This window comes from Nocardia sp. CA-084685 (assembly GCF_050955785.1).
Taxonomy (GTDB): domain Bacteria; phylum Actinomycetota; class Actinomycetes; order Mycobacteriales; family Mycobacteriaceae; genus Nocardia.
In genome coordinates this window covers 5403403-5415715 of record NZ_CP192094.1, presented here as the reverse complement: position 1 = coordinate 5415715, position 12313 = coordinate 5403403, and the positions used below count along the sequence as shown (strand labels likewise).

Genomic DNA, 12313 nt, shown 5'->3' with positions numbered 1-12313 from the left:
AAGTGGACCAGCGAACCTACAACCAGTACTGCGCGACTGCACGCACCCTCGACGTCGTCGGCGAGCGCTGGACGCTGCTCCTGATTCGTGAACTGCTGACCGGTCCCAAACGGTTCAGCGACTTGCAGGCCAGCCTGCGCGGCCTCGGCACCGGACTGCTCGCCGCCCGCCTCAAATACCTCGAGCAGGAAGGACTCGCTCGCAAGATCACGCTCCCGCCGCCCGCGCGCACGCCCGCCTACGCCCTCACCCATGCGGGTGAGGAACTCGGCCCGGCGATCCTTGCGCTGGCGCGGTGGGGTCTCAAATGGGCAATGAGCGAGCCGCGAACGAACGAAACCTTTCACCCGGGCTGGGCGGTGCTCGGCCTGCGGGCCTGCTTCGACCCAGACGCGGCTATCGGACTGCGCGCGACCTACGAATTCCGCATCGATGACGAGGTCTTCCACGCCCGCATCGACGACGGCACCATCGAGGCACTTCACGGACCTGTCCAGTACCCCGACGCCACCATCACGATCAGCAGGACGGCATTTCGTGGCCTGACCAGCCAGGACCTCACCCTTGCCGCAGCAATCGAATCCGGGGCAGCGTCGGTCTCCGGTGACGAGGAAGCGCTGCACAGGCTCAGCGGCTTGTTCCGTCTGCCGCCCCGACACACCCGCAAGGCTGGTCCTGAACCTGCTTGAGTTCGGTCAACATCACCATAGAAGACGATAGTGGTTGCACGGCAATCGATTTCGCACTCTTACCGCTCGCGGCGGTGACGATGCGACGTATCTGGCGCAGCCACTCGGTTGTGTCATTGGCCGTGGGGAACGAATGGGCCACTCCAGCATCAGCCCCCGTCGTGCCGATGGTGAACGATCTTGGTGATTATTCCGCCGGCCACCCGGGGGCCCGTCCGAGCAGCGCAGCGATGTTATCGATGGCAGGTAGCGCCTCATTCGTCGCCAACGCCGGGCGATAAACCCCGTCTGGGCCGTTCAGTGGGCTTCCCGGCGCCGTGATCCGCTGCGCGATCGGCAGTGCGGGAGTGGTGAATCGATCTGGCACCCAACAGGTTCGGCCGAGAGCGCGGGAGAGGTCCCAGCGATGCACCAGCATGTCGACGAAGTGAATCGACAACACTAGGTCCTTGGCTATCGGCCCTTGCTGCGGCAGCTCAACGACGTCCCCGGTCTGCTCCATCGCCGCCACCCACCGTGCGCCGGTAACAGCGAAACTGTCGCACGGATCGTCAGCGGGGGCGACCGGTGGCAGTAACGGCGCGACGACCGCCTCGTGCCGTTCGTTCATGTGCTGGATCAGGTCCGTGACCGTCCAGCCAGTGCACGGAGTCGGCCTTCGCAAGTCGGCTTCGTCGAGCATGGCGATGTCGTGGCCGAGCAGTGTCAGGGCCATTGCGTCGAGCTGTAACAGTTCAGGCATGAGCTCACACCCAAATAACGTCCGATCGTTCGCCAAAATCATAGCGAACGATCGGAAGTTATAGTAGGGGGATGCCACGAAGTTCACGCGCGGAGGCAGCCAGGACCCGGGAGCGCATCGTGCGGGCCGCCGTTGATGAGGCATCGCGCATCGGTTTGGAAGGTTTGACGATCGGTACGCTCGCCGATCTGCTCTCGATGAGCAAGGCGGGGGTGAGCGGGCCGTTCGGCTCTCGGGAGGATTTGCAGTATGCCGTGTTGGAGAAGGCGGGGCGGATATTCCGAGACACTGTCCTCGGGCCGATCGCCGATCTGCCGCCGGGTGTGGAGCGGCTGGCGCGGCTGATCGATGCATGGATCGATTATTTGACCGAATGTCCTTTTCCCGGTGGGTGTTTCACCACGGCGGCATCGGCCGAACTCGACGGCCGTCCGGGACCGTTGCGCGATCGCCTGCGCGCCGCAATCCTCGAGTGGCGCTCGTTTCTGATTGCGCAGATCGCGGCATCGCAAAAGGAAAGGGGCACCGCGCACCATCCTGCGGCGGAGATCGCCACTGCTCTCGTCGGCATTTCGATGGCTGTCAACCAGGAGATTCAGCTCCTCGGTGACCGATCCGCGGCAGAGCGAGGGCGCGCTGCGATGCGCACCGCCGCCGGGCTTGATGGCGCTCGCTGAACTTCCCCACTGACGCTCACCGAATTCCCCATGTCCCGTGTGGCTTCGCCGTGCAAGGGTGGGCCTCCTTCGAGGCTGGTGGTTATCGCTTCTGACCAGCGTTTTCGTTCGGAGCGGGCCTGCTTTCCATGTTGACATGTGAGGAAGATGTGGAATCAGTGCCCTGCGGGCGGGGCTGGACGATTTCGCAGATGGCCCGGCATACCGGTCGTAACCGCAAGGCGATTCGTGCGTATCTGGCCGGGGAACGCACTCCTGGCATGCGGAAACGGCATCTGCCGGATCCGTTCGGACCGGTCGTCGACTACGTGAGCGCCCGCCTGACCGAGGAGCCACACTTGTGGGCGCAGGCGTTGACGGATGAGCTGGAACCCATGGGGTTTGCGTTGTCGTATCCGTCGCTGACCCGCAACATCCGGCCGGCGGACTACGGCCGTATGCCAGGCGTGTCGGACCGCGACCGAGCGCCGCAACGCGGTGATACCGGACACGTTCGGCGGTGAAACCCAATGGGACTGGGTTGATTTGCCGATTCGATCTGCGTCCTGACGGTGGGGGAGCGAACGTGCACCTGCTGGTCGGGTGGCTGGCCCATTCGGGCCCGCTGGCGCGGCTATCTCGCGTCGGCCACCGACCACACCTGATCGAGGCTCGAACGTGTCGCGCGCCCTCGACAACAAGCCGGCGGAGCTTCAGTAGCGGCGTAGTTCGTGCGATAACTCCTTAGCTGCGCTGGCACGTTCGGCATGGTTCCGGGCGCGCAGTCCGGTGACCCACAGGGCGACCACCAGCATCGCCGCCAGCGTGTATGCAGCGCAGGTGTGCCAGTCGGTGAAATCGGGTGGCTGCGAGTGCGCCCGTCAGACGCAGCCCGAGCGGCATGGCCAGAAGAAAAGTCAGGGTGTTCTTTTACGCGTCCGCGAGCGTTGGTTGTTTCGGCACCGATCGCGGTGTGGGGAGCGATCGGATGAGCAGGTAGCCGAGTACTCCGAGCGGCGCGAACAGGATCGTGAACAGCAGCAGTACGCTGATCGGCGCTGGATGGATACTGCGTGCCCGGCTGTCGAAATAGATCCAGCGGCCCAAGAACAGATCGAATGCGACGAAGTGCGCCCAAGCCACGGCGGCGCCAGCACTGCTGCCGAGCATTGCCTGCAGCGCAGGTAGATTCGGGTTGATCAAGGTGGGCAAGAACGTGCTGATCCGTGGCAGCACCAGTACCGCGTAGATCAGCAGCGGCGGCGCGCAAATCAGCGGTGATGCGACAATCGTGGGCGTTCGATGCCAGCGCGGTGCCAGGACCATCAGGGCCCAGAACGGGGCGGTGGTCAGAAAGGTGAGATCGAACAGCTGACGGGTCACCGGGTTGCTCCGATCCGAGTGCGCCGCACTGGCACCGTCGGATCAGGCCAGGGTCGTTGGACAAGCACGATCGTCGACCCGATCGCACCGAGGGCGATGGCACCTATCGCTGTGAGAGTCGCACCGTCCGGATGAACTATCGACTGGCCGCGCAGCGCCTGCCAGGTCAGCACCGCCAGCAGCGCGGCGTAGGTCGCGGCGGCAACCACGATGAGCGCGGCCCGCAACGCCGCCGAGCGCAGCGCGGGTAGCCGCCGCGCAGCCAACTCCACAGCAATCACGACCAGCGGAAGCAGTTGCACCGCATGCATTCCGAAGAAATGCGGGATGCGCAGGTCGCCACGGGCGGTGCTCCAACCGAGGATCGGCAGTCCTGGTCCGCCGTCTGCAAGGCCGACGGTGTGCGCACCACGAATGGCGCTCTCGGTCGCCCGCTGGTCCTGGGTCGGCAGCACCATCAGCATCCCCAGCGCCGCACCGATCAGGGACAGGATAGCGCCGTAACGGATCGCGGCGTTGCGGGCCGGGTCGGGTGTCGGATTGCGAAACAACGCGAGGGAAACGATCAGCGTGGCCACCCAGACCGCGATGATCGAGAGTCCCATCGTCTCCCACAGTGCCGTGTCGAGCGGAGTCGTGAAATTGAAGTGGCTGTTGGTGCCACGCACGATCTGGGTCACAATGACGACCAGTTCGAGGCCGAGGCCGGCGGCCGCCACCGTGCCCGCCCACCAGGCGACCCGGTGCCAGCGCGTGAGCTGGGCGATCAGCCACGACCACGTCACGGCATAGATCAACACGGAGAGCGCGAATTTGGCGGCCTTGGCCCAGATCGGCATCCCGGTTAAGACTCGATCATCGACGATCATTCCCCCGAGCGAGACGAAAACGAGGATCGCCATCGCGATGGCGAGCAGCATCAGCGGGCGATGCCAGTGCAGAGCGGTCATGCCGTCCCCAGAAGGTGCGGGTGTACGAAGGGAGCGGCGTGCTCCCTACTCGACGCGTGGCCGAGCCAGATACTAATGCTATCGATAGTGAAACTATCAATAGTATTATTGATACCTGTACTTCCAGCTGTCAATATCTGCACCGCGACTCTTGCCGAGACCTAGGAGCCCCATGCGGATCGCCGAACTCAGCCGTACCAGCGGTGTTTCCCCTGCCACGATCAAGTACTACGTGCGTGAGGGGCTGCTGCACTCCGGCGTCCGCACCCACCACAACCAGGTGGACTACAGCGCCGACCACGTGAACCGGCTTCGGCTGATCCGGGCGCTGATCGACATCGGCGGACTGTCGATCGAGACCGCCCGAGAACTGCTGACCGTGCTCGATGCGGGCAATCTGCCCGCGCGGGAGGCTCTCGGCGCGGTGTTCTACGCCTTGGGTGGCCGCCGCTCGCCGGTGGGCGAGACCGAGCAAGATTCCGCCACCGCGGATGTCGAAGCACTGCTGGCCCGGCGTGGTTGGCAGATCGACGAGCAGAGCCCGGCACGGCGCACGTTGATCGATGTCTGCGCCGCGCTCCGACTGCTCGGTCATGCCGATGTCGTCGCCGCAATGGACGACTACGCCACGGCCACCGAGTCGATCGCCACCACCGACATCGGCCTGGTTCGCGGCGAACCCACCCTCGAACAGATGACCGAAACAGCCATTGTCGGAACCATCCTCGGCGACACGCTTTTGGCCGCGCTACGTCGTCTCGCCCAGGAACATCTGTCCCAACAACTGCTGCCAGAAGGAGCAGCCAGGTAGCGGCGGTCAATATCTTTAAGCGCGCCGACAGCGCCTTCACCGCGGACAATGATCGGCGAGACCGTGGTCCTCTAGCTGCAGGGCTGCGATGAACGCCATGCAGTCGATAAACCCCGCTCGGGCTGATCACGCCTAATAACCATCACGCGTCTCCGCATGAACAGTCGCCGACATCCGCAGTTTCCTAGCGATGGCGCCCGCCTCAGCTTGCACCCTCGCCGCGGCACAAGGGCGACGACATCGCCACCCTCATGCCCGAAAGATCCGAGATCGCCGAAACCGATTACCCAACCATCGACATCGGCATTCGGCACTGGGGTATCTCACGCCGGCCGAGTACGCAGCCCGCTGCGCCACCGACCATCCCGTGGCATCAACTGAATCTGGGCAAAACAACCCGGACTCACCCTGTCATCGGGGACCGGTCACTGCATATGAAGATCCTGTCACTCGATAGAACAGTTACTTCCCGAATAGTGTTTCGCTCTCATGGCATGAAGACCGCGCGGTGAGCAACAATAAAATCCTCGATGGTCGTCGGAGTTGTCTTCCCCACGCTGGGAACGACATCATTGGTGCCTGAAAATACTCCATTCTGGTAGTCGATCGAGACGCTCGTCAGATGCTGGACGAGATGCTCGGAATATCCTGCCCCGGTGAGGAACTGGGCGAAGCGGTCGCGATCGATGGGCTCGTAGGTGATGGTTCTGCCCAGGACCTTGGAGAACGACTCGGCGATTTCGTGATGGTTCATCTCGACAGGCCCGTGCAGTGGGTAGGTCTTACCAGCGTGTGGCTCGGGGTTCGCCATGACGGCGGCGATGACGTGCGCCTGGTCTTCGACAGCGATGGGCGCGTGCCGTCCCTCGCCAAAGGGGTAGCGGAACACGCCTTCCTGCGCGATCGGGCCGCTGGAGTAGATGAAGTTATCGGCGAAGAATGTTGGGCGTAGGTGGGTCACGCCGAACGGTGCTCGATCTAGCAGCCGTTCGCCGATCCAATGCTGTTGGGCGGCGTTGCTCGTGGCTTCTCGGCGCGCCGAGATTTGTGACATGTTCACAACTGCCCTGACCCCGGTCTCCGTGGCGGCCTGCGCGAAGACCGCAGTGGCTTCCAACAGCCCCGGGGCAATCGGGTACACGAAATATGCCGAGTGCACGCCTTCCAACGCCCGGCTGACGTCGTCCAGCCGGAACATGTCGCCCACGACGACCTCGGCCCCCGCGTCCGCGAGTACCCGTGCGCGATCATCGTCGACCCGCACGAACGCCCGCACTGCGTGCCCTCGGTCGAGCAGCAACTGGGTGGCCCGGCGCCCGGTCCACCCAGCCGCCCCGGTCACCATAAACTTTGGCTGATCTGTCTTGGATTGCATTTGTCACGTCCTTTAGGGCTAGTTACTTGTCTCGGGGCTCGGCCAGGTCACGGTCGGGTCTTGGGGGCAGCCGGCCGACTAGGCCCTACCGCGCCCCCGTCTGCCGTATTCGGGTCCCACCCCTCTTGGGAGGTATCGGCGCGCAGCAGGGCGCGGAATCCCTCCCAGTCAGGTACGCGGCCGTCTAGCGCCCACTGGTCGAGCGGGATGATGTGAACGTGCACCCATGGTCCGTGCGCGGGCAGGACGCCGGGGCCGAGGACCGACCGGACTGCCTCGGTGGTGCTGTTCATCACGGCGCGAGCTTCCTCGGGGAAGCTGAGTAGTTTCTGTGGCGTGATTACGTCGAGTTGGATCCGGGAGTCAGGGTTGGCTCCGGAGAGATTGGCCGGGGCGTACCAGTTCTCGGGCTCGAACTCATAGAACTGCACCCAGGACGTTTCCCTGTGGCGTTCGTTGTTGACCAAGCCTTCGACATCGGCGACGGCTTGGATCAGCTTTGCACCCAACTCGTCCTTCTGTGCGGCATTCAAACGTCCTTTGATCAGATGTACGCGGACGAAAACCATCTGTAGCGTCCTTCCTGTATTGCGCGTTGATTATTTGGTGGCGGAGTCGACTTCGTTCCGTGCGTGCAGCCACAGTCGGGCTCACCTTCGACATGGACGAACCGGACGCCGTCCACGAGACGGAACATTTGAAAGTGCACTCCATCTGAGTGGAGGGCATTGAGTTCGTGACACATCCGCCTGCGAGCCATTGGTTGTGGTCTGCGCAGTCGGCTCGGGTCCGGTATTGCACTACAGCTGCTCTGGTCAGGGCGATCGCCTCCTACATAGGTAGAGGCGAACAGACTCCGCAACTCATCGCAGCACGCGCACCGGATCTCCGCCGCCGCGCCATCCGGCAACTCGACGTCGCGACCGAACCGCGGCGGCAGTGCGGCATCTTGGAATCCGGCCAAACGAGTGTGTCCCGCCGAGCCGGTAGTCAGCACATGAATAGCGTGAACGTGTCACGCAGCGTGGTGATCGCCCCACAACGCGACCGCCGGTTGGCCATTCGCAGATGTGCCCGCGCCGGCGCCACGCCACACACCACTGCCGAAGACATTCCACGCTGGGCTACCTGACCTCGGCCCGATACGCAGAACCTGCATCCGCCGATAACCGGCTCCCAAACCAGGTCGATCGAATCACAGGGTCCCGTCAGTGATCATGGATGCTCTATCGCGAGCGTCATCAGTTGATGGACGCCTGCTAATACAGAGGCGGTCAAGCCCTCCAACTCGTCGGCCATCCGCGCTGGTTCGTGTTAGTAGGCGACGGTGAACACTGTCCTGTGTCGGGTCGGCTTCTCGATCTCGTCCACAAAGGCGATCGCGTAATCCTCCCCACTGATGTACGAGGTCCCCTCGGCGTCGACCAGCAGCACATCATCTCCAACTCGAAAGGTGCCGGTGCGCTCGCCGGGGTTGTCCGCGTTGTACATGGCGGGTGGAGACAGGCTGAACCAGTCCACATCCCGCCGGAGTGCATGCAACTGCGCTATCACAGCAGCATGAGCATTGCCGTCCGCCCGGAATTCCTCCGGGAAGAGTGGGGTATCGAGTACTCGCGGCCCGTCTTGCGAGACGCGCAGGTTTCCTGCACCCCCCACGATGCCGATGCGCACAGCATTCTCGGACGCGATCCGGCCCAGCGTCGGAATGTATTCTGCCAATCCGGTGCCATGGACTTGCAAGGCAATTACCAGCATGTCAGTGTCGAAGGTGACATCGCGCACGAAATTCTCGTCGAAAAGCGAACCCGGTCGGATATCCAGATCGCTGCCCGCCAGCGGGTCTGTGTTGCGTGCAATGGCAATGACCTGATGCCCGCGCCTCGACGCCTCGGTCGCAATGTTGCCACCGGAATAACCGGTGGCGCCGATTACCGCGATTGTCGTCATTTGTGCTCCTTCTGAGTTCTATAATGTGCTGCCGGCCCGGCCGTCGCCGGGCCCGCAGATAGGTAGGGGATTAACGACCGTGAAACTAATCGGTCGTCGGAATCTGTTGAGGCCACGTCTTCGACCAGGACATGAGCGTCGCAGTCACATCCAACCGCGACACTGCCTTCTCCTTCGTACCTAGGATGCGGGCTCGGCGACGGCAATCTGGTCTTCCACGACTGGCTGAGTGCGAGGCTTCGTGCGGAAGGCGCTAGCCAGAACTCCGAGCGCTGCCGCTGCCGCAATGACGCCATAACCGCCGTGGACGCCGTGCAGGAAACCCGAGTGCGAACCCAACAGCACGGTCGAGGCCGAGGCGATGACGATGGCGCCACCCAACTCCCGCGAGGTCTCCACCAAACCCGATGCCGCGCCGAAGTTGGTTTCTTCGACACCGGCCAGGGCGCCGATCTGGACGGACGGTGCGAAGAACCCAACGGCCATTCCTGCGGCGATCAATGCGGGCATGACTCGACTGGCGAAGGTCGCGTCGGCAGGCAGGTAGATCAACCAAGCGGACGCCCCGGCGACGAGTAACGACGCGAGCGCGAGAAGTAGTCTGGTACCGACCTTTTGCGCCAAGACCGCGCCTGTCAATCCGGCGAAGACGAAGGCAGTCAAGGTCGTCAACAGCCACGCCACACCTGTCTTCGTCGGTGAGTAACCCAACAGCTGCTGTAGCACCACCGAGGTCAGGAAGACAAAGGCCAGGAAGCTTCCGAATCCAGACGCGGCCGCGAGATTCGCCTGCACTACTGGAATATTCGTGCGGAGCGCACGGGGAATGAGCGCGCTACGCGCGCGCGATTCCGACAGTCCGAAGACCACCAACAAGATTGCTGCGAGAGCGGCGAACCCCACTGTCGTTCCCCGGGCCCAGCCGTGCTCGACCCCACGGTTGAGGGCATACAACCCCGCCAGTAGACCGCCGGTCACCGAGAGTGCGCTGACTGCATTGAATCCACCACCGGACTGGGCGATTCGGTTCTCGGGCAAGACGAGCATGGTCGCCGCCAACAACACAGCACCAATCGGTACATTGACGTAGAAGATCCATGACCAACCGGGGCCATCGGTGAGGAACCCGCCCGCCAACACCCCGACCGACGCCGCGGTACCCGCGAGGGCACCGTAGATCCCCAGGGCGTTCTCTCGCTCCTTGCCCTCTTTGAAGGCGTCAGCCACGATCCCCAGGGCCGACGGGGTGATCAATGCCGCGCCGATACCCTGCGCGATTCGGGCGCCGATCAACTGTCCACCGGTGCTCGACAGCCCCGCGGTCAACGAAGCAGCCACGAACAGCAGGAGTCCGGCTTGTAAGGCAAGCCTGCGACCGACAATGTCGCTGAGCCGACCTGCCAGCAGCAAGAATCCACCGAACGGTATGCCGTACCCGATTATCACCCACTGTAAGGCGTCTTCGCCGAGCTTCAGATCGATCGCCATCCTGGGCAACGAAACATTGACGATGGTGAAATCCACCACCGCCATAAACATCGAGGCACCAGCTAACGCAAGCACTGCATATGGATTACGCATTATCCATTTCCTCTACATTGGTCGACCCACTTGACGGCAACTCTGTCGTCTAGCAGTGGTATAAGCCGATAAGAACGGCGTGCATCGCCATCGTCGACCCACCAGTCGGTCGGCGATACCATCGTGGAAGGCCGCGAATGCCGGCGAGTATGCGAACGGGTCCACCATGCCGTCGAACACGACTACGTGTCTGAAACCCACTCCATCCTCCAAACGGAACACTTGAAAGTGCACTCCGCCCGGATCGAGGGCATTGAGTTCGTGACACATCCGCTCTGCGAGCCATTGATTGTGGTCTGCGCAGCCGGCCAGGGTCCGCTATTGCACGACAACTGCTTTGGCCGTGGCGATCACCTCCTATTTAGATAGAGGCGAACAGGCCCTGAAACTCATCGCAGCAGGCGCACCGGATTTCCCCGGTCCCGCGCCAGGAGGTCACCGAAACTGCGCAGCGTGGCCCACGCCGTAGACGCGCTGGCCTCGAACCCCGAGTCCGCACGAAACCCGGTGCCATGCCTCGGCGGGAGCGCGGCCGATGAGAGTGTCGACCCGACGACGCCCGTCGATATCGGTGACGGTCTGTTCGACCGGCACCTCGAGGACATAGGACATCCGACGAGCCTGCAGGAATGCCCGGAACTTCCCGTCACGGCCGTTGGCGGAGTCAGCGGCCACCCACCCGCGACCACCCCGGCCCTCAGAGCTCGCTCGATCATGGCTTCGGCCAGTCGCGGCTTGGTCAAGACACCTTCACTGCAACGCTTTTCGGGTATTCCAGCTTCGCTGCAGCGGTCTTGGTCGCTGATGATTCGGGTGGATACAGCTCCCGGTCGATCGATCAACGCATGCCCCGTGCGGCCGGAGTGCCCAAAAACACCCCCGCTGACTGTTCTCGACCCGCCCTGCGGTGCCGGAATACTGGCGTTGAACCCCGGCCGACTTCGTGCCCTTCTTGACGAACCCGGTCCCATCCGGCACCAGGACCCATCGGGCAGGCCAACGACTCCGCCACGTACGAGCGCACACGACCACCTAGCTCATCAGCACTCCAGCGTGACCGGTTCAGGAAATGCTGCAAACCGTCCGGCTCCACCACGTCGGCGGCGTCGGCCAGCTGCCAAAAATTCTTGCGCTCCACCCGTGCCAGCACCCCGTCCTACACGACCGGGCCCACCCTCGCCCGATAGAACTTCCCCGCGGTCAGCGCGAACATATCATCGAACGCCGCGTGCAACGGCGAAACACCCTCGGCCACAACATCATCCAGCGCCAGCAACAAACTAACCCAAAATAAATCTCTTGCAGCACAACGAAATACAACTGTCGTGCTAATACTCCAGCCGGACTTCGTGATCATGGTGTGAGCCGGGATCGTCGCTGGTAGCGGCAGCGGCGGGCACGGGTGTACCGCATTGCCCGAGGGCCGCGGCGGATAGCCGTGGCGGTTTGTAGTCGGTCGGTGCGAGGGCCTACCGGTACGGTCCTTGACGACTTCCGCTTCACCGTGACGCGGGCGCTGTCGTCTGAGCCGAGAGCGCTACTATCAGAAGGTGTTCGGCTGCGAGCCGAGCATCGGCTCCACTATCGGAGGATTCTTCGATCGTCGATACCACGCTCGCGCCTTCGATGAGCAGAAGCAGTTGGCGGGCGAGTGCCTCGGGGGATGTTATCCCCGCCTCGATCAGGCGTGTCTCCAGCATCTTTCGATAGCGCGCGAGGTGGCGTCGGGCGATGGCCGATATCGCCGGGTCCGCACGAGTGTCGGTCACCGTGTTCACGACGGTGCAGCCCCGGTATCCGGGCTGAGCGAACCATGCGATGAGCAGGTCGAATACCGAGAGCACCCGCTCCTGCCCCTCGTGTGCATCGGCGGTTTTGCGCAGCAGCCACGCATGGATGCGGTCACTGTGCTCTTTGAGCATCGACTCGACGAGCTCAGTTTTCGACGGGAAGTACCGGTAGATGCTCAACTTCGACGCGTGCGCGTGGGCCGCGATCTCGTTGACGCCGACCGCATGAACCCCCTTCTCGTAGAACAGGTCTGCCGCCGTTTCGAGAATCTTCGAGCGGGTGGCGTTCTGTGACGCGCTCAGGGTTGCGGTGTCGTCGCCCGGTCGGGTGTCGGGTTCCACGAATTCAGGATACCAACTTGTACTTCGACAGTACAGATCGGTAC

Annotated in this window: 13 protein-coding genes and 1 pseudogene; 4 read left to right on the top strand and 10 right to left on the bottom strand. The window is 63.1% G+C overall.

Features of this window, described 5'->3' with window-relative positions; genetic code table 11:
* Positions 1-2 precede the first annotated feature (2 nt).
* Complete coding sequence (locus ACQP2U_RS24365) at positions 3-689, top strand: winged helix-turn-helix transcriptional regulator (RefSeq protein ID WP_433709606.1); 687 nt, start codon at positions 3-5, stop codon at positions 687-689.
* A gap of 187 nt (positions 690-876) precedes the next feature.
* Here the strand turns inward: ACQP2U_RS24365 and ACQP2U_RS24360 are convergent, their stop codons facing one another.
* Positions 877-1431: a maleylpyruvate isomerase family mycothiol-dependent enzyme gene (locus ACQP2U_RS24360; RefSeq protein WP_433709605.1), complete on the bottom strand. Its 555-nt coding sequence runs from the start codon at positions 1429-1431 to the stop codon at positions 877-879.
* A 71-nt stretch (positions 1432-1502) separates the two neighbouring features.
* Here ACQP2U_RS24360 and ACQP2U_RS24355 point away from each other — a divergent pair, with 71 nt between their 5' ends.
* Positions 1503-2108: a TetR/AcrR family transcriptional regulator gene (locus ACQP2U_RS24355; protein ID WP_433709604.1), complete on the top strand. Its 606-nt coding sequence runs from the start codon at positions 1503-1505 to the stop codon at positions 2106-2108.
* Positions 2109-2236: 128 nt separating this feature from the next.
* A pseudogene (locus ACQP2U_RS24350) lies at positions 2237-2743 on the top strand (IS21 family transposase); the annotation flags it as partial.
* 274 nt (positions 2744-3017) lie between these two features.
* Here ACQP2U_RS24350 and ACQP2U_RS24345 read toward each other — a convergent pair.
* Together ACQP2U_RS24345 and ACQP2U_RS24340 are read right to left on the bottom strand one after the other, a co-directional pair.
* Positions 3018-3470, bottom strand: coding sequence for an ABA4-like family protein (locus ACQP2U_RS24345; protein WP_433709603.1), 453 nt, complete (start codon positions 3468-3470; stop codon positions 3018-3020).
* Positions 3467-4420, bottom strand: coding sequence for a hypothetical protein (locus ACQP2U_RS24340; protein ID WP_433709602.1), 954 nt, complete (start codon positions 4418-4420; stop codon positions 3467-3469). Before ACQP2U_RS24340 ends, ACQP2U_RS24345 begins: the two co-directional genes overlap by 4 nt.
* A 172-nt stretch (positions 4421-4592) precedes the next feature.
* Here ACQP2U_RS24340 and ACQP2U_RS24335 point away from each other — a divergent pair, with 172 nt between their 5' ends.
* Positions 4593-5231, top strand: a complete 639-nt coding sequence (locus ACQP2U_RS24335; RefSeq protein WP_433709601.1) for a MerR family transcriptional regulator — start codon at positions 4593-4595, stop codon at positions 5229-5231.
* Between the two features lie 487 nt (positions 5232-5718).
* Here the strand turns inward: ACQP2U_RS24335 and ACQP2U_RS24330 are convergent, their stop codons facing one another.
* The 7 genes from ACQP2U_RS24330 to ACQP2U_RS24300 all read right to left on the bottom strand — a co-directional run bounded on the left by ACQP2U_RS24330 (position 5719) and on the right by ACQP2U_RS24300 (position 12269).
* Positions 5719-6606, bottom strand: coding sequence for an NmrA family NAD(P)-binding protein (locus ACQP2U_RS24330; protein WP_433709600.1), 888 nt, complete (start codon positions 6604-6606; stop codon positions 5719-5721).
* A gap of 47 nt (positions 6607-6653) precedes the next feature.
* Positions 6654-7175, bottom strand: a complete 522-nt coding sequence (locus ACQP2U_RS24325; RefSeq protein ID WP_433709599.1) for a tautomerase family protein — start codon at positions 7173-7175, stop codon at positions 6654-6656.
* Positions 7176-7920: 745 nt separating this feature from the next.
* Positions 7921-8556, bottom strand: a complete 636-nt coding sequence (locus tag ACQP2U_RS24320; RefSeq protein WP_433709598.1) for an NAD(P)-dependent oxidoreductase — start codon at positions 8554-8556, stop codon at positions 7921-7923.
* A gap of 180 nt (positions 8557-8736) precedes the next feature.
* Positions 8737-10137 (bottom strand): MFS transporter, encoded by a 1401-nt coding sequence (locus ACQP2U_RS24315; RefSeq protein ID WP_433709597.1) that lies wholly within the window; start codon positions 10135-10137, stop codon positions 8737-8739.
* Between the two features lie 435 nt (positions 10138-10572).
* The gene (locus ACQP2U_RS24310) at positions 10573-10812 is read right to left on the bottom strand and encodes a hypothetical protein (protein ID WP_433709596.1); all 240 of its coding nucleotides are present in this window, start codon (positions 10810-10812) and stop codon (positions 10573-10575) included.
* A gap of 75 nt (positions 10813-10887) precedes the next feature.
* Positions 10888-11115 carry a transposase gene (locus ACQP2U_RS24305; protein WP_433709595.1) on the bottom strand — a complete coding sequence of 76 codons (228 nt, stop codon included), beginning with the start codon at positions 11113-11115 and terminating at the stop codon, positions 10888-10890.
* A 521-nt stretch (positions 11116-11636) separates the two neighbouring features.
* Positions 11637-12269 (bottom strand): TetR/AcrR family transcriptional regulator, encoded by a 633-nt coding sequence (locus ACQP2U_RS24300; protein WP_433709594.1) that lies wholly within the window; start codon positions 12267-12269, stop codon positions 11637-11639.
* Positions 12270-12313: the final 44 nt, after the last annotated feature.